Here is a 17,412-nt window from a genome sequence, read left to right as displayed (position 1 = left end):
AGAACGGTGAATTCCCCCAATCATCAGGAGTGCGCGAATGACCACGATTGAGTCTCTTCTCCGACCCAGACACAACTGGAGCGTTGATGAGGCTGAAGCGTTGATTGCCCGCCCGTTTCACGATCTCCTGGCCGATGCCCACGAAATCCACCGGGCCCGCCATGATCCTCATGAGGTGGAGGCCGCCATGCTGTTGTCCATCAAGACGGGGGCGTGTCCCGAGGACTGTGCCTATTGCCCGCAGTCGGCCAAGTGGAACACCGGTCTCAAGCCCGAGCGGCTCATGCCCGCCAGCGAAATTGTGGCAGCCGCCGAGAAAGCCCGACTGGCGGGCGCAACCCGCTTCTGCATGGGTGCGGCATGGCGGGAGCCGAACGACCAGCAGGTAGAGGAGGTCAGCCACGCGGTCCGCGAGGTGGGTGCACTCGGTTTGGAGACCTGTGCGACTCTGGGCATGCTCACCGCCGAGCAGGCCACCACGCTGGCCGAAGCGGGCCTCGACTACTACAACCACAACCTCGATACCTCGCCCGAGTTCTACGGCGAGATCATCACCACCCGCGTCTACCAAGACCGCCTGACCACGCTGGCCCACGTCCGCGATTCCGGTGTGAAGCTGTGTACCGGCGGAATCGTCGGCATGGGGGAGTCAAGGCGCGACCGCGCTGGCCTGCTGGCGCAACTGGCGCAACTCGATCCGCATCCCGAGAGCGTCCCCATCAATTTGCTGGTTCAAGTTCCGGGCACCCCGCTGTTCGGCACCGAGAAACTCGATCCCCTAGAACTGGTCAGAACGATCGCGGCGGCACGGCTGATGATGCCGGAATCAGTGGTTCGGCTGTCAGCCGGTCGCAACGAAATGACCGACGAGCTTCAGGCCCTGTGTCTACACGCCGGGGCCAGCAGCATCTTCCTCGGTGATCGACTCCTCACCACTGCAAATCCCGGCGCCACCCGCGACGAGGCGCTGTTGGAGAAACTCGATGTCCAACTAGTGGAGCTGTGATAGCTCGCTAACGAGCTACTTCTTGTCGGGCTCGCGCCCGAAGCGCTCCATTGACTTCTCGAACTCTGCCACCGAGGAGTACACCGCCACCCGGTCGAACTGCCGTTGGATGTTCCGGTCGGTCACGTCGGCGTGTACGTCCACTGCCATCTTGGCCAGTCCCAGCGCCTCAGTGGGCAGCGACATCAGGTGCCGGCAGAAGGCATACACCTCGTCCATCAGCGACTCAGCCGGATACACCTCATGCACCAACCCGATCGACTTGGCCTGCTCGGCGTCGATCTCCATGGTGGCCATGGCCATCCATTTGGCCCAGCTCGGCCCGATCAACCGGGTCAGCCTGCTGGTGCCGCCGCTGCCGGCGATGCCGCCCAGCTTCACCTCGGGCAGGGCAAACGATGCTTCCGGCGCGCAGAACCGGAAGTCCACCGAGCCGGCCATCTCCACCCCGGCCCCCAAACACCGCGCTTGGATGGCCATGATCACCGGCTTTTCCACCGCCTCCATCTCGTCGTAGAGCAGATGGTGGCTGCGGTAGTCGCGGCGGAAGTTCCAGCCGGGGTGCTGATGCATGGTCTCGGGGTCGCCAGGCCGGTTGCCCGCCGGGCTGGAGATGTCCTGTCCGGCGGTGAAGTAGCGGCCCTTGGCCGTGATTACCAGGCATTTCAGGTCATCGCGGTCGCCCAGCGCCAGCACGGCCTCCCAAAGGGCCGCGGTCATGTCGTGGCTGATGGCGTTCAGCTTGTCGGGCCGGTCGAGGGTGACCGTGATGATCCCGTCGTCTACATCGATGACGGCGTTGGGATGTCCTTTGAGCTCTCCTGCCACCTAGCCAGCTTCGCGCAGGCGGGTGGTGCGGTGCACCGGGTCGGTGTCGATCTTGGGGATCACGTGCTCGCCCATGAGCTGGATCATCTTGAGGTCGTCGGCCCGTTCGGCCGAGCCCAGGCCGAACACCAGTTGGTCGGCCCCGGCATCGGCCCACGCCTGGGCGCCCTTGAGCGCCTGGTCGGGGTTGCCCATCACCGCGCCCGGTTGGCCGATCATCCCCTGTGCCTCCTCGATAGTGGGCATGGGAAGGGTCTGGGGCCACGGCGGCACCCACTCGGGCCGGGGGAAGGTGTCGTGGTAGCGGAACACGTTGGACTGGAGGTACGCCATCGACGACCGCATGATGGCGTCCACTGCCTCCTCGGTGGTCTCGGCCACGAACGCCCCGCTGGTCACCATGATGTTGTCGTTCACGAACGCCCCCACCGGCTCAGCGTTGCCAATCTCGTTCTTGTACGCCTCCAACACCGGGGCCAACTCCGCGAGCTCTCCCACCGAGAAGCCCAGCACGCCGAGGCCCTTGCGGGCGGCCATGGCGTAGCTGGTGGTGTTGCCCGCGGCGTACCACATGGCCGGGTGGCCCTTGCCCCACGGCTTGGGCAGCACCTTGCGGGGCGGCAGCGACCAGAACTTGCCTTCGTAGCCCTCATAGGTGTCCTGGGTCCACATCTTGGCGAACTCGCCGATCACGTCCTCCCAGATCTCCTTGGTGGCGGTGGTGTCGGTGATGCCCTCCTTGTGCAGGAAGCCGAGAATTTCGTGGCTGCCCGCACCTCGACCGGTGCCGAACTCGAAGCGGCCCCCGGAGAGGTGGTCGAGCATTGCCACCCGCTCGGCCACCTTGGCCGGGTGGTTCACCTGGGGCAGCGGGTTGAAGATGCCCGAGCCGATGTGGATCCGCTCGGTGGCGTGGGCCAGATAGCCGGCCACCGCATCGTTGGCCGACAAGTGGGAGTACTCGTCGAGGAAGTGGTGCTCGGTGAGCCACACGTACTTGAACCCGGCCTTGTCGGCCGCGATCACCAGCTCCAATTCCTCCATCAACGCCTTGTGCTCGGCTTGGGGATCGCCCTGCCGGCGAAACTCGGGCACGTAACCCTGGATGAAAACTCCAAACTCCATGTCAGCCTCTTTTCTGGTTGCTTTTGGTTGTTCCTTCTCAGTGGCGCTAGGCAGCGGCCTCGCGCAGGCGGGTGGTGCGGTGCACCGGGTCGGTGTCGATCTTGGGAATCACGTGCTTGCCTAGCAGCTCAATGGTCTTCAAATCGTCGGCCCGTTCACTGGAGCCCATGCCGAACACCAGCTGGTCGGCCCCGGCATCGGCCCACTGCTGGGCACCCTTGAGAGCCTGGTCGGGGTCGCCCATCACGCTGCCCGGCTGGCCCACGTTCTGCCACAGCTCTTCGGCGGTGGGCATGGGGATGGTCTGGGGCCACGGCGGCACCCACTCGGGCCGGGGGAAGGTGTCGTGATAGCGGAACACGTTGGATTGGAGGTAGGTCATCGACGACCGCAGCGCATGGTCCACCGCCCCCTGGTCGGTTTCGGCCACGAATGCCCCGGTGGTCACCATCAGGTTGTCGTTCACGAACGCCCCCACCGGCTCGGCGTTGACGATGTCGCGCTTGTAGGCCTCCAGCACCGGGGCCAGCTCATCGAGGGCGCCCACTGAGAAGCCGAGCACGCCGAGGCCCTTGCGGGCGGCCATGGCATAGCTGGTCACGTTGCCGGCGGCGTACCACATGGCCGGGTGGCCTTTGCCCCACGGCTTGGGCAGCACCTTGCGGGGCGGCAGCGACCAGAACTTGCCCTCGTAGCCCTCGTAGGTGTCCTGGGTCCACATCTTGGCGAACTCGCCGATCACGTCTTCCCAGATCTCCTTGGTGTGGGAGGTGTCGGTGATGCCCTCCTTGTGCAGGAAACCCAGAATCTCGTGGCTGCCGGCGCCGCGGCCGGTGCCGAACTCAAACCGGCCGCCGGTCAAGTGGTCGAGCATTGCCACCCGCTCGGCCACCTTGGCCGGGTGGTTCACCTGGGGCAGCGGGTTGAAGATGCCCGACCCGATGTGGATGCGCTCGGTGGCGTGGGCCAGGTATCCGGCGATGGCGTCGTTGGCTGACATGTGGGAGTACTCGTCGAGGAAGTGGTGCTCGGGCAGCCACACGTACTTGAACCCGGCCTTGTCGGCCGCGATCACCAAGTCGAGCTCTTCCATGAACGCGGTGTGCTCGGCGTCGGGGTCCACGTCCCGGCGGTGCTGGGGCACGTATCCCTGGATGAAAAGTCCAAACTCCATGTCGGCCTCTCTGTCGACTTTCGGCTGATATTTCCTAACATCCCGCCCGCCTCAGGGCATAAGTGCGGGAGCGAATAGGCTGCCGGGCCGTGCCTCCCATTCGCCCCGAGCAACCGCCAACCCCGCCCCGAGATGCCTTCGCCATCCACCGGGCCCCGGTCGACGGCGACCTGTCGCTGGCTTACATCCGCGAGGGAGAGGGCGGCTACCCCCTGGTGCTGGTCCACGGCTATCCCGAGACCAAGCGCGTCTGGTGGCGCAACATCAAGCCCTTGGCCGAGGCGGGCTACGAGGTGATCGTGCCCGACTTGCGGGGCTACGGCGATTCCGATCTGTCAGCCGACGACCAATACGACCTGGTGCTGTACTCCCGAGACATCCACACTCTGGTTCACGATGTGCTCGGCCACCAGCGGGTCGGGCTGTTGGGCGGCGACGTGGGCGGGGCGGTGATCGTCGACATGGCCAACCGCTGGCCCGAGTTCGCAGAGCGGATGGTGTTCTTCAACACCGTGGCCCCCTTCATCGTCGACCAGGTGGACTGGTACACCGAGCGGGGACTGTCGCTGAACCCGCTGCCCCACGGCCCCACCGGCGACTACCGCATCCGCCAGGGCCGCGACCCCGACCAGCTCCGGGCCGACCTCGACACCCCCGAGCGCTGCCGCCGCTACGTGCGCGACTGCTACGAGCACCGGCTGTGGGCTTCTCAGTACTCCTTCGAGGAGCAAGACATCGACTTCATGACCGAGCCCTTCGCCGATATCGAGCGGCTCGCCGCCGGCTGGTCGGTGTACCAGTTGGAGTACGGCCGGCCCATGAGCGAGCCACCCATGATGGGCACCCAAGTACAGGCCCCCACGCTCATCTTGTACGGCCCCGACGACCAGGTGGTGCCCAAGGACTTCCCCAAGCGGTGCGAAGTCGCCTTCGCCAACCGGGTGGGGCCAGTGGTGATCCCCGAATGCGGCCACTTCCTCCAGTGGGAGCGGGCCGACGTGTTCAACGAGCTGGCCAAGTACTTCTTCGCCGACCTCAAAGCAGGGCGCGGCTGATGCACCTCAACGAGTTCGCCTCCACCGCTGAGCCCCTGGACATGACGGTGACCGCCGAGTTCGAGAGCCTGTGCACCAGCGCCGCCGACCTCGGCATCGCCCACAGCTCAAACATCTCCTATGTGTCTCGGAACATCGTGGCCCGCCACCACCGCTTCCACTTCTCCGAGTGGGGCAGCCCCGATGCCCCCACCGTGCTGCTGCTCCACGGCGGCAACCAGTCGTGCCACTCCTGGGACTTGGTCAGCCTGGCCCTGGCCGATCGCTACCACGTTCTGGCCCTGGATCAGCGTGGCCACGGCGACAGCGAGTGGGCCCGCGACGCCGACTACTCCTCGGGCGCCATGGCCGCCGACGCCGCCGCCTTCTGCCAGGCGCTCGGGGTGACCGACCCCATCGTGATGGGCCACTCCATGGGCGGCATGAACACCATGCGCCTCACCCTCGTGCACCCCGATCTGGCCAGGGCCATCGTGCTGGTGGACATCGGCCCGGAGATCTCCGAGGTGGGCACCCAGGTAATCCGCACCTTCGTCACCGAGAACCGGGAGTTCCAAGACTTGGACGATTTCGTGGCCGCAGTGCAGAAGTACGACCCCTACCGCAGTCGGGAGCACATCGAGCGCACCGTCAAGTACAACCTGCTCCAGCGGGTGGACGGCACCTACATCTCCAAGGTGGACCACGGCCCCCGGCTGGCCCACGGCGCCGAGCACCGCCGGGCCGGCGACCGCTTCACCCTGGAAGACGCCGAGCGCATCACCCAGCCGGTGCTGCTGGTGCGGGGTGCCGACTCCTGGGTGCTCACCGCCGACGCCGCCGAGCGGTTCGCCGACGCCTTGCCCCACGGCCAACTGGTGACCGTGCCCGACTGCAGCCACAACGTCCACGGCCAGAACACCCCCGGCTTCTTGGCCGCCGTCGAGCCATTCCTAGAAAGCTTCACGCCATGAGCGACATCAGCACCGCAGTCGAGGCCTGGGATGAGTGGTGCGATCTGCTCAAGCGGATGGGCCGCGAGGTGGTCGCTTCGCCCTATCCCACCGCCGACGGCGGCGACATGGAGATGCTCGAGCACCTGGCCGACAACGTGGAGGGGTTCTTGGGCTGGGAGGTTTTCCACGCCGACCCCACCCGCCCGTTCTTCAACCGCCAGAACGACCTGACCGTCCAGTGGGGCGGCCCCAACGCCGACAACGTGTACCGCCATGCCCGCATCGAGCCCGGACGCCGCTACCGCATCACCGGCAACATGCACGGCTGCGACGATTTCATCATCGCCCTGCGGGCTGGGTTCATGCACAACGACATCTGGGGCACCAAGTCCACCATCACCGCCCACGACCTGGGCCTCGCCCGCCACGACGACTTCGAGATCCTGCTGGGTGGCGACGAGCCCGGCGCGGTGGCCATTCCCGACGGGGTGCTGTCGGCGTCGATCCGGGAGTACTACTTCGACTGGACCGCCGATGAGCCGGCCTTCTTCACCATCGAGTGCCTCGACCCCGAGCCCGCTCCCGTGCTCGACGGCCCCACCTTCGCCAATCGGGTGCGCCGGGCCATGATGCAGATGACCGACTCCATCGAGCGGTGGAACGCCTACATGGTGATGAACCGGGCCGAGCGCATCGACAACACCTTCACCAACCGCACCCTGGAGGTGTCCAAGGGCCTGTCCATGGCCCGCTACGAGTTCTGCTTCTGGGATCTAGAGCCCGACCAGGCCCTGATCGTGACCGCCGAGGTGCCCGAGGCTCACTACTGGGGCGCCCAGCTCTACATGATGGGAACGTTCGAGCTGGTCGACACCTACGCCCACATCTCCTGTCGCAACCAGACCCAGACCACGGTCTCCTCCGACGGCAAGGTGCGCTACGTGGTGTGCGGCACCGACCCCGGCACCGCCAACTGGCTCGACAACGCCAACCGTCGCAACGGCCTGTGCACCCTGCGCTGGTTCTGGCCCACCGGCGACCAAGCCATGGCCCCCACCACCGAGGTCGTTGCCCTAGCCGACGTGGCCGCCGCCCTCCCCGACGACCACCCCGCCGTAACCCCCCAAGAGCATGCCGCCGACCTAGCCACCCGCCAAGCCCACCTCAGGCACCGGTTCAGGACGTAGCGATCAGGGCCGCATCAGGCCGCCGCCGTCCACCTGGAAGGTCTCGCCGGTGACGTATTGGCTGGCGTCGGATAGCAGGAACCCGATCACCGGGGCGATGTCGGTTACCGGGTCGCCATCGCGGCCCATGGGGTGGTTGTCGAACAGGGCTTTGTACGACGCCAGGCGGTCGGGGTCGTCGTCGGGCGGGGCCCGATGGGCCACCGACGCCGGGTTTACGCAGTTCACGGTGATGCCGTCGCGGCCCCATTCCCGGGCCGCGGTGCGGGTGAGCGAGCGAATTGCCTCTTTGGCTGCCCCGTAAGGCCCGTAACCTGGCCCGCCGGTGATACCCACATTGGTACCGAAGGTGATGATCCGCCCTCGGCCTTTGGCCGCCATGTGGGGGTGAACCGCCTGCATGAACCACAGCGTGCCTTTGGGGCCGGTGTTGAGCAGCAGGTCCATGTCGGATTCGTCCACATCGAGCAGCGGCATCGTTGGTCGGAACGACTGGGCGTTGGCCACCAAGCCGTCCACCGTGCCCCACCGTTCCACCGTGCGATCAACCACCTCGTTGGTGTGGTTTCGGTCGCCCACCGATCCGGCCACCGCCAGCACATCGCCGCCCCGCTCCCGCAGCTCAGCGGCGGTGGCCTCGATGCGCTCGGGCTTGCGGCTGGTCACCGTCAGCTTCACGCCCTGGTCCACCAAGTAATCCGCGATACCCCGGCCAATCCCCTTCGAGGCTCCGGTGAGGATCACGACCAGACCTTCCAGCATCGCCTGAGCGTACTGTTCTAGGTGATGCCATCCTGCTTCAGCGGCTATGAGCTGGACTCCTGATCCCCGGCCCGACTGGGTAGCCGCCGTGAACCGAGGCGATGCCGGCCCGGTGGTGGACGAGGCTCGCCGCCCGTTCGACCCCCACTTGCTCATGGCCGAGGCCCTGGTGCGCCAAGGCCGAGCCCCCGATGACCGGGCCGCGCTCGGCGACGATGCCTTCGTCGAACCCCTCACCCTGTTCTGCCACGGGCTGGAGCACGAGGCCGACCTCACCGTCATGGGCCGGTGGATGTCTCGTCGTATGATTCTCCGGCTCCTAGAAGTCCGCATTCAGATCAACGACTATCTGGCCGCCGACTCCGGCACCCTCGACGAGCCCCTCGACCAGCCCATTTTCGTGATAGGAGCGCCCCGCACCGGCACCACCGTGATGCACGGCGTACTGGCCCAAGACCCCGCCCACCGGGCCCCCGAGGGCTGGGAGCTGCTGCGCCCGGTGCCCCCGCCCCACCCCGATCCCGACATCCGGGCCGCCGATCCTCGCATCGCCCTGGCCGGCGCCGAGCTCGTCATGCCCCAGACGGTGGCCAGCGGAATGCTGGCCATCCACGAGTATTCCGGGCGCATGTTCAAGGAGTGCCTGTCGGCCATGTCGTTCGAGTTCCGCTCCGAGGAGATGGTCAGCCGCACCGACGTGCCCACCTACCAGACCTGGTACGACACCGCCGATCTGCGCCCCGCCTACCGCACCTACCGCAAGGTGCTCCAGATTTTGCAGCGGAAAATGCCCACCCGCCGGTGGGTGCTCAAGTCGCCCGCCCACCTCCAAGGGCTGCCTGCTCTCCTGGAAGTGTTCGACAATGCCCGCTTCGTGATCACCCACCGCGACCCCACCGCCATCCTGCCCTCGGTCACCAGCCTCATCGCCACCATGCGCTGGGCCCATTCCGAGCGGGTCGATTTCGCCGCCATCGGCCGCTATCACCTCGAGCTCTACGCCCGCAGCCTCGACAACCTCATCGACCTGATCGACTCGGGGCGTCTGCCAGCCGACCGCACCGCTCAGGTGCCCCATCGCCAGGTAAGCACCGAGAAATTGGCTGCCGCCCGGTCGGTGTACGAGCAGCTCGGCATGGAGCTGAGCCTCGACGCAGAGGCCGCCATGGCCGCCCACGTGGACGCCACCCCGCCCGGCAAGCACGGCGAGCATCGCTACGAGTTCGAAGATTTGGGCCTCACTCGAGCCGAGGTTCGAGCCCGCTTCGCCCGCTACATCGAGCGCTTCAATATCCCGGTAGCCGGCGATGGCTGACCAAGAGCACCCTGAAACGGCGTCGGCCTACCGGCTGGCCGAGCTGCTCGGCGACCTGCCCCACCCCGACGACTTCGGCCCCGAGGCCTACGAACTGGTGGAGCGCACCCGTGACTTGGTTGCCGCGGTATCGGCCAATGACGCCGACCCCGCCACCCGGACTGGGATCGCAGCCGCCCTGGCCGACATCACCGAGCGGCTTCGGGCCCACAACCGCGACCCCCACATCGTGGTGGCCAAAGACCACGAGGGCACCATCTACAACCTCACCCAGGCCGGATCAGGCCTGCTCAACCCTCACGCCCCCCGCCTCATCTTCGACCCGGTACCCCCGCCCGACCCCGACGCCGACCCCCGACCCGTGGAGATGCGGGCCACCGTCACCCTCACCGAAGCCCACTCCGGCCCGCCCCACCGCGCCCACGGTGGCGTGGTGGCCACCATCCTCGATGAAGCCCTGGGCACCGCCGCCACCCGAGCCGGCGCCACCGGTCTCACCGCCGGCATCAACATCCGCTACAAAACCGGCGTCCCCCTCCACACCCCCCTCGAGGTCACCTGCCGCTACTCCCACACCGAAGGCCGCAAACACATAGCCACCGGCGAGCTAAGAGCCGGCGAAACCATCTGCGCCACCGCCGAAGCCATCTTCATCACCGAATCGCCCTCCTAACTACATAAGAAAGCCGTGGGACCCAACATAGGCGGGTTGGGGGGGCCCGGCTCAGGGCGCCCGCCGCCCGCAGCTCTGCGAGGACGGTGAGCTGGGCCGGGACAGGACCCGCCAACCCGCCGGGGGATGGCAAGACGAAACTGGCAACAAGCCAGAGATATGCCACCATAAGCGAATGGTCGACATCGCACCCCCGGACGAAGCCGACATCCTAGGCACCGCAGTAACCGCCTCCGGCCTGGCCGCCGAAGCCCCGGTGAAGATTCCCGTCCAGCGCTACCTCTCCGCCGAGTTCGCCGAACTGGAGTACGAGCGCATGTGGCCCAAGGTGTGGCACGTGGCCTGCACCGTCGACCACATTGCCAACCCCGGCGACTGGTTCGAGCACCGCCTCGGCAAATTTTCGATCATCCTGGTTCGGGGCGAAGACGGGGTGCTTCGGGGCTTCCAGAACGTCTGCCGCCACCGGGGCAACTCCATCTGCCAGGGCTCGGGCACCGGCATCACCGAGCTGCGCTGCCCCTACCACCGCTGGGCCTGGGACCTCACCGGCCGCCTCCGGGAGATCCCCTCCCGCCGGGGTTTCGGCCCCATCAGCAACGACGACCTGCCCCTGGTGCCGGTGCAGGTGGACACCTGGGCCCGCCTGGTGTTCGTGAACCTCGATCTCGACGCCGAGCCGCTGGCCCACTGGCTGGAGGGCGTCCCCGACGACATTGCCTGGGCCAACCTCGACGAGTTCCGGGGCACCTACTCCACCGCCACCCCGGTGAACTGCAACTGGAAGGTGGTCAACGAGGGCTTTTCCGAGACCTACCACGTGCAGGGCCTGCACCGGGAGATGCTGGGCAGCATCAACGACGTCAACTCCCCCCAGCGCATTTGGGACCGCCACGGCGTGTCCTACCAGCCCTACGGCGTGCCCAGCCCCCGCCTGGGCCGCGACGTGGACGACCAGACGGTGTGGGAATCGTTCGTGGTCACCCAGGGCGGCCGCATGGGGCCCGAGCACGCCGAGCCCGGCAGTCCCGTCCCCGAGGTGCCCGACGGCCAGACCCTCCAAGACGTGATCGCCCAGAAGATCAGAGATCATCAGGCCACCGTGGGCGTCGACCTGTCGGGCTACGACACCGCCCAGATAACCCACCTCAGCCAATACAACCTCTTCCCCAACACCACCGTGCTGATCAGCGCCGACATCTTCACCGTGCTCACCGCCCGGCCGGGTCCCAATCCCGACGAGGGCGAGCTGGCCACCATCCACCTCAGCCGGATGCCATCGGCCGACGCTCCGGCGTCGTCGCCGGTCCACGTCACCGTGCCCATGGACCAGGCCGACTTCGGGTTTGTGCTCAACCAAGACTTCAGCGTCATCCGCACGATGCAAAAGGGCCTCCACCAGCCCGGCTTCGCCCATGTGTGGCTGTCGGGCGAGGAGTGCCGCATCATCAACATGCACCGCAACCTGGAGCGCTACCTGGGCCTGGAGCCCGGCGGCTGGGTGCCGGTCGATCAGGCCCGGTGAGCCTGCCCGACCACCCCGAGGCCATCACCCCCGACTGGCTGACGGAGAACCTGGCTGAGCGCTACCCCGGTACGGTGGTCACCAGCGTGGAGGTGCTGGCCATCCACGCCGGCACCAACGCCAACGCCCGCCTGGCCGTCACCTACGAGGGCGACCCCGACCTGCCCGACACCATGTTCGCCAAGATCCCCCCACTCGACCCCGACCGTCGAGCCCAGATCAACCAGACCGGCATGGGCCGCCGCGAAGCGCTGTTCTACCAACAACTGGCCCATCGGGTGCCCATGCACACCCTCACCCCCTTTGTGGCCGCCTTCGACCCCGACACCGGGGCGTTCGTGCTGCTGCTGGAAGACCTGGACAACTCAACCAAGTCCCTGCCCGACTACAGAAGTGGGGTCCCGGTGGCCTACGCCGCCGAGGCCATGGACCACTTCGCCGAACTGCACGCCCGCTACGAGGATCCCGACCGCCGGGCCGCCGAGGCCGACTGGGTCCCGCAGGCCACCATGGGGAGCGACTACGGCGCCCGGCTGCTGCGCTACGGGCTCGACAACCACCGCGACAAGCTCACCGACGCCTTCGCCGAGATCGCCGAGCTCTACATCGACCACACCGCCGAGCTTCACAAGGCGTGGGCCGCAGGTCCCATCGGCGGACCGGCCACGGTGCTCCAAGGCGACGGCCACATCGGCAACCTGTTCGTGACCGAGACCGGCGGTCCGGGCTTTTTGGACTGGGGCCTCATCAACGTGGGTGCCCCGATGCGCGACGTGAGCTACTTCCTCAACATGTCCATGGACCCCGAAGACCGCCTGGCCCACGACCAGGCCCTCATCCAGCGCTACCTCGACGCCCGCACTGCCCACGGCGCCCAGCCCATCTCCTTCGATGATGCCTGGCTCGCCCATCGCATCCACGCCGCCTACACCGTCCCCGCAAGCTGCCAAGTAGTCACCTTCCCCGAAGACGCATCCCCCGGCCGCCAAGCCTTCGCCGCCGCCTTCCTAGCCCGCTCCGAAGCCGCCCTAGCCCACCTAAACCCCCGCCCCGCCCTCCGCGACACAATCGGCCTCTAGCTTCCGCTTACTCGTCTTCCAACCGTCCCGTACCATGGCGGGCATGGCTTTGGCCCAGATGCAGCCGCATGTTGACTTGCCGTTTCTCATCAACGATGCCGACAACCATTTTGTGGAGCCCCGCGACCTGTATGTGAACTACGTCGATCTCAAGTGGCGGCACAAGGCGGTCACCTTTGAGGCCGATGAGGAGGGCCGCTGGGTGGGGGTGTTCGGGGGGCAGCCATCCCGTCTCAACCAGGCGGTGGCCCTAGTGGCTGCTGACGACGATGCCGCCGCTGAGGTGGCTGCTCGGGCGGTGCCCACCGCTGGCGACGAGAACCAGATGAAGGCCGGCCAGTCCAACATCCACTCCCCGGGGATGACGCTGTCCCGCCTCAACCCCTACCGCGACCTCTCCATGGACGAGCGCATCGAACTGATCGCCTACTTCCGCGATCAGGAGGAGTCGTGGGGCAACCGCGATCTGCGCTTGGCCCTCATGGACTCACAGGGCATCGGGGCCGCCCTCATGTTCCCCAACCAGGTGCTATCGCTGGAGTACGAGTTCGCCGACGATGTCGACGGCATCTACGCCAACACCCGGGCGTACAACCGCTGGATCAACGAGGAGATCGGCTGGGGCTACCTGAACCGCCTGTTCCTGCCCGCCTATGTGTCACTGGCCGACCCCGACGAGGCCGCCGCCGAGGTGGAGTTGGTGCTCAACCAAGGCGCCACCGTCGTCCAGATCATCAGCGGCCACGCCCACGGCGGCCGCCACAACCCGCGGGGCGGGCGCTCCATGGCCGACCCGGTGTACGACGGGTTCTGGGCCCGCATCAACGAGGCCGAGGCCCGGGTGGTAACCCACCTGGGGGCCACCGACTACCAGAAGAACGGGGCCGACTGGAGCGAGGACCCCGAAGACGGACTGGGCGAGTTCGACGCCCTCCAATGGGTGCTCTACTGGGGCGACCGCCCCGCCATGGAGACGGTGGCCGCCATGGTGCTGCACAACCTGTTCGGCCGCTTCCCCAACATCAAGGTGTGCCTGTCGGAGCAGGGCACCGTGTGGCTGCCCTACATCCTCCGCAAGATGGACCACGCCTTCCTCATGGGCCGGGGGGCCCGGTGGGGCCCGAAGCTCGACCGCCGCCCCAGCGACATCTTCAGAGAGCACTTCATCGTGGCGCCCTTCCCCGAGGAGAACGTGGCCCGGGTGGTCGAGGCGGTGGGCATCGAGCCCATTGTGTTCGGCTCCGACTTCCCCCACAGCGAGGGACTTCCCTTCCCCGCCCTCTACGCCACCACCCAGCTCAAAGACATGAGCGACGCCGACATCAAAACCATCATGTGCGACAACCTCGCCCGATTCCTCAACATCGAACCGGTGTCCGTCCCCGCGGGGAGCTAGGCGCTAGGCCACCTTCATCAGGGCGGACATGTTGCCGCCCATCACCTTGCGGGTCTGGTCGTCGGGCAGGCCTTCGAGCTGGTCTACGAACGAGATCGGGTCGGCCATGCCCTCCACGTGGGGATAGTCTGAGCCGAAAATCACGTTGTCCACGCCCACCAAGTCGATGAGCCCCACCGGGTCGTCCTCGTGGAAGGGGTGGATCCACAGATTGCGCTTGATGGCCTCCACGGGATGCTCTTCCCAGGCGTGGGGGAAGCGCTCGTAGACGCTCTCCAGATGGGCCAGCAGGGGCCGCACCCAAGAGCTGCCGTTCTCCACGATGGCCACCTTCAGCTCGGGATGCCGGGTGAGCGCCCCGTGGGCCACCCAGGAGGTCACCGCATCCTGAATGGGCCGGTTATGCGAGATCGCCATCTGGAACAGCGACTGCTTAAACGCCGTCATCTCCCCACGGACGCCTTCCCACTCGTCGGTGAACCGGGTGTAGCCGCTGTCGGAGGCGTGCATGGCCACCAGCACGTCCAACTCCACCACCCGCTCCCAGAACGGGTCGAACTCGGGCAGGGCGAACGACCGCGGCCCCCGCAAGCCGGGAGGCGCCGCGGGGCGGATCAGCACCGCCCGGGCGCCCCGCTCCGCGCACCACTCCAGCTCCTCGATGGCCTTGTCCACGATGGGCAGCGTCACGATGGGCGTGGGGAAGATGCGCTCCTCGTAGTTGAACGTCCAGTGCTCCAACATCCACTGGTTGAGGGCGTGGATCACGATGTGGCACTCGTCGGGGGCGTCCCGGAATCGCTCTTCCACCAGCGACGCCAACGTGGGGTACATCATGGCGTAGTCCAGCCCCAGCTCGTCCATCAGCTCCAGCCGGGGCTGGGGGTCGAAGAACGCCGGCAGGGCGTCGATCGGCTTCATGATCTCCCGGCGCGACTTGCCCTCCGGGTTGCCGTGCTTGAAGTACTCCTCTTGGGCGCCGGGCGACCCCACTCGCTGGAAGGTGGGGTTGGGGATGTACTCGCTGATCTTGCCCCTCACCATGATCTTGGTGCGGCCATGGTGGTCGATGTAGTCGATGAGCCCTCGGTGGGAGTCGGGCAGGTGCTTGGTGAGCGCCTCGGTGGTCTCGTACATGTGGTTGTCGGCGTCGAAAACGGGAAAATCGAGCTGGCGAGAAGGCATACCAATAATCATATTGCTGGTATACGCTGATGGCGATGGCGGGACCGCTCACGCCTGACTTCTATCGTTACGAGTGGCATCCGCTGAGCCGCGTTCGCCTCGACGGCGAGTTCGTGATTGCCGAATGGGCCGACGGCGCCGAGTTGTGCTGCTACCGGTGGTGGCTGGCGGAGCAGCGCGATTTCGAGCTCTCCTCCCGGGAAGGCCTGCTTGAGCCTTGCGATCTGGGGGACCACTGGCAGGTGGCCGATGCCTGGGTCGAATCCGATGGGGCGCTGGCGGTGCGCTGGACCCACGACGAGGAGGTCTCCCGTTATCACCCCGGCTGGCTCCGCCACGTGGTCGACGGCCAGTTCCGCCCCGAGAGCTTCCTCCCGACCCCCATACCATGGGACTCGTCTGTGCTGCCCGAACCGGCCACCTACCACGGGCCGACAGTGCTGGCCGACCCCGAGACGTTCCGGCTTTGGCTCAACGACCTGGTGGCCTACGGCCTGACCCGGCTGAGGTCGCTGTCTGTCGATCCCAACCAGGTGGAGGAAGTGGCCCGGCGAGTGGGGGTCCTGCGCGACTCCAACTTCGGCCCGGTGTGGGACATCGAGGCGGTCCCCGATCCCACCTCCACCGCCTACATGAGCATTGGCCTCGGTCCCCACACCGACTTCCCGTCGCTGGAGACGCCACCGGGTTTCCAGTTCTTCCACTGCATCGAGAACTCCTGCGTTGGCGGGGCCAGCCAGATGACCGACGGGCTGGCCGTCGCCCAATACCTGGAGCAGCACGATCCCGAGGCCTACGAGGCCCTGACCACGCTGAAATGGGTGTTCCACGGGCGGGGTGCCGAGGTTGACTGGCGCTGGTCGGGCCCGCTGATCGACTTGGGCGTGGCCGGCGCCCCACTCACTCTGCGGACGTTCTATCCGGTGCGGACCTTCCCCGACATGCCCACTGAAGACGTCCCCCGGGCCTATCGGGCGGCGCAAAGGCTGGGCCAGCTGTCTCGCGATCCCCGCTTCCAGATCACCTACAAGCTGGAACCCGGCGATATTTCCATTTTCGACAACCGGCGGGTGCAACATGCCCGGGAGCCGTTCGAAACCGCCACCGGCCGCCGCTTGTTCCGAGGCTGCTACGTCAACAGCGACGACATCTACTCCAAGCTACGGGTGTTGAACCGTCGAGCCCAAGAGAGCGAGCTGACCCCCGCATGAGCGGAGTCTTCATCACCTGCGCCATCACCGGCAGTGGCGACACCACGTCCAAGTCCGACCTGGTGCCCATCACTCCCCAGCAGATCGCCGATGCGGCCATCGATGCCGCTAAAGCGGGTGCGGCCATCGTCCACATCCACGTCCGCAACCCCGACACCGGCGAGCCAACCCGCGACGTCGAGCTGTATGCCGAAGTGGTGGAGCGCATCCGGGCGTCGAGCACCGATGTGGTGCTCAACCTCACTTCCGGCATGGGCGGCGACCTCACGCTCGGTTCGGCTGAGCAGCCCTTGCCCCCCGCCACCGAGGGCACCGATATGGCCGGGGCCACCGAGCGGCTGGCCCATGTGCGCGAGCTGATGCCTGAGATCACCACCCTCGACTGCGGCACCATGAACTTTGGCGAGGGCGACTACATCATGGTCAACAGCCCGTCGGTGCTCCATGAGATGGCCCGCCAGGTGCAGAAGCTGGGCGTGCGCCCCGAGATCGAGATCTTCGACACCGGCCACCTGTGGTTGGCCAAGCGCCTGGTGGACGAGGGGCTCATCGACGATCCGGTCATGGTCCAGTTGTGCATGGGTATCCCCTGGGGTGCCCCCGACGACCTCAACACCTTCATGGCCATGGTCAACAACCTGCCCGACGACTGGATCTTCTCGGCTTTCTCGTTGGGCCGCAGCCAGCTCCCCTACGTCGGTTTGGCCGCCATCGCCGGAGGCAACGTCCGTGTCGGCCTAGAAGACAACATCTACCTAACCCGAGGCCAATTAGCCACCAACGCCGCCCTAGTTGCAAGGGCAGTAACCATCCTCGAGGCCATGAACTACGAAGTGCAAGGCCCCGAAGCCGTAAGAGAAAAACTCCACCTAACAAAACACTAAACCCCCCTTCCCCAAAAAAGAGTGGGTGGCCCCACCGGTAGGGCTGGGGGGTGGCGCCGCAGGCGGACCTGG

The 17,412-nt window shown here is 66.6% G+C and carries 16 protein-coding genes; 11 read left to right on the top strand and 5 right to left on the bottom strand.

Going from position 1 to position 17,412, the window contains the following annotated elements; all coding sequences use genetic code 11:
- Positions 1 to 37: 37 nt before the first annotated feature.
- Entirely contained in the window at positions 38 to 1,006 is a 969-nt protein-coding gene (gene bioB / locus ACOGI7_RS14330) for a biotin synthase BioB (protein ID WP_419849435.1), read from the top strand.
- 15 nt (positions 1,007 to 1,021) lie between these two features.
- Here bioB and ACOGI7_RS14325 read toward each other — a convergent pair whose 3' ends face one another.
- Genes ACOGI7_RS14325 through ACOGI7_RS14315 form a run of 3 tightly spaced genes read right to left on the bottom strand, consistent with a single transcriptional unit; the run spans position 1,022 to position 4,133 of the window.
- Positions 1,022 to 1,834 carry an enoyl-CoA hydratase/isomerase family protein gene (locus tag ACOGI7_RS14325; RefSeq protein ID WP_419849434.1) on the bottom strand — a complete coding sequence of 271 codons (813 nt, stop codon included), beginning with the start codon at positions 1,832 to 1,834 and terminating at the stop codon, positions 1,022 to 1,024.
- Positions 1,835 to 2,959 (bottom strand): LLM class flavin-dependent oxidoreductase, encoded by a 1,125-nt coding sequence (locus ACOGI7_RS14320; protein WP_419849433.1) that lies wholly within the window; start codon positions 2,957 to 2,959, stop codon positions 1,835 to 1,837.
- 46 nt (positions 2,960 to 3,005) lie between these two features.
- Positions 3,006 to 4,133, bottom strand: a complete 1,128-nt coding sequence (locus ACOGI7_RS14315; protein ID WP_419849432.1) for an LLM class flavin-dependent oxidoreductase — start codon at positions 4,131 to 4,133, stop codon at positions 3,006 to 3,008.
- Positions 4,134 to 4,222: 89 nt separating this feature from the next.
- Here ACOGI7_RS14315 and ACOGI7_RS14310 point away from each other — a divergent pair, with 89 nt between their 5' ends.
- From ACOGI7_RS14310 to ACOGI7_RS14300, 3 genes are read left to right on the top strand one after another with little or no spacing between them, the layout of a single operon-like run.
- A complete protein-coding gene (locus ACOGI7_RS14310; protein ID WP_419849431.1) occupies positions 4,223 to 5,188 on the top strand; it encodes an alpha/beta fold hydrolase in 966 nt (321 codons plus the stop codon).
- On the top strand, positions 5,188 to 6,141 hold the full coding sequence (locus ACOGI7_RS14305) for an alpha/beta fold hydrolase (protein WP_419849430.1): 954 nt from the start codon (positions 5,188 to 5,190) through the stop codon (positions 6,139 to 6,141). Before ACOGI7_RS14310 ends, ACOGI7_RS14305 begins: the two co-directional genes overlap by 1 nt.
- Positions 6,138 to 7,310, top strand: a complete 1,173-nt coding sequence (locus tag ACOGI7_RS14300) for a hypothetical protein (protein ID WP_419849429.1) — start codon at positions 6,138 to 6,140, stop codon at positions 7,308 to 7,310. Before ACOGI7_RS14305 ends, ACOGI7_RS14300 begins: the two co-directional genes overlap by 4 nt.
- 3 nt (positions 7,311 to 7,313) lie before the next feature.
- Here ACOGI7_RS14300 and ACOGI7_RS14295 read toward each other — a convergent pair whose 3' ends face one another.
- A complete protein-coding gene (locus tag ACOGI7_RS14295) occupies positions 7,314 to 8,072 on the bottom strand; it encodes an SDR family NAD(P)-dependent oxidoreductase (RefSeq protein WP_419849428.1) in 759 nt (252 codons plus the stop codon).
- A 46-nt stretch (positions 8,073 to 8,118) separates the two neighbouring features.
- Between ACOGI7_RS14295 and ACOGI7_RS14290 the strand changes: the two genes are divergently transcribed.
- The 5 genes from ACOGI7_RS14290 to ACOGI7_RS14270 all read left to right on the top strand — a co-directional run bounded on the left by ACOGI7_RS14290 (position 8,119) and on the right by ACOGI7_RS14270 (position 14,060).
- On the top strand, positions 8,119 to 9,387 hold the full coding sequence (locus ACOGI7_RS14290) for a sulfotransferase family protein (protein ID WP_419849427.1): 1,269 nt from the start codon (positions 8,119 to 8,121) through the stop codon (positions 9,385 to 9,387).
- Positions 9,380 to 10,060 (top strand): PaaI family thioesterase, encoded by a 681-nt coding sequence (locus ACOGI7_RS14285; protein WP_419849426.1) that lies wholly within the window; start codon positions 9,380 to 9,382, stop codon positions 10,058 to 10,060. The genes ACOGI7_RS14290 and ACOGI7_RS14285 overlap by 8 nt, the downstream gene beginning before the upstream one ends.
- Before the next feature lie 175 nt (positions 10,061 to 10,235).
- Positions 10,236 to 11,585, top strand: coding sequence for an aromatic ring-hydroxylating oxygenase subunit alpha (locus tag ACOGI7_RS14280; RefSeq protein ID WP_419849425.1), 1,350 nt, complete (start codon positions 10,236 to 10,238; stop codon positions 11,583 to 11,585).
- A complete protein-coding gene (locus ACOGI7_RS14275; protein WP_419849424.1) occupies positions 11,582 to 12,664 on the top strand; it encodes a phosphotransferase in 1,083 nt (360 codons plus the stop codon). Before ACOGI7_RS14280 ends, ACOGI7_RS14275 begins: the two co-directional genes overlap by 4 nt.
- A 43-nt stretch (positions 12,665 to 12,707) precedes the next feature.
- Positions 12,708 to 14,060, top strand: coding sequence for an amidohydrolase family protein (locus tag ACOGI7_RS14270; protein ID WP_419849423.1), 1,353 nt, complete (start codon positions 12,708 to 12,710; stop codon positions 14,058 to 14,060).
- 3 nt (positions 14,061 to 14,063) lie between these two features.
- Here ACOGI7_RS14270 and ACOGI7_RS14265 read toward each other — a convergent pair whose 3' ends face one another.
- Positions 14,064 to 15,245 carry an amidohydrolase family protein gene (locus ACOGI7_RS14265; RefSeq protein WP_419849422.1) on the bottom strand — a complete coding sequence of 394 codons (1,182 nt, stop codon included), beginning with the start codon at positions 15,243 to 15,245 and terminating at the stop codon, positions 14,064 to 14,066.
- Positions 15,246 to 15,280: 35 nt separating this feature from the next.
- Between ACOGI7_RS14265 and ACOGI7_RS14260 the strand changes: the two genes are divergently transcribed.
- Both ACOGI7_RS14260 and ACOGI7_RS14255 read left to right on the top strand, forming a co-directional pair.
- Complete coding sequence (locus ACOGI7_RS14260) at positions 15,281 to 16,456, top strand: TauD/TfdA family dioxygenase (RefSeq protein ID WP_419849421.1); 1,176 nt, start codon at positions 15,281 to 15,283, stop codon at positions 16,454 to 16,456.
- Complete coding sequence (locus ACOGI7_RS14255) at positions 16,453 to 17,340, top strand: 3-keto-5-aminohexanoate cleavage protein (RefSeq protein ID WP_419849420.1); 888 nt, start codon at positions 16,453 to 16,455, stop codon at positions 17,338 to 17,340. The genes ACOGI7_RS14260 and ACOGI7_RS14255 overlap by 4 nt, the downstream gene beginning before the upstream one ends.
- Positions 17,341 to 17,412: the final 72 nt, after the last annotated feature.

This window comes from Candidatus Poriferisocius sp. (genome assembly GCF_965204145.1).
Lineage (GTDB): Bacteria > Actinomycetota > Acidimicrobiia > Acidimicrobiales > Bin134 > Poriferisocius.
Note: the sequence above shows the minus strand (reverse complement) of the source record. Positions and strands in the feature narration are given on the sequence as shown.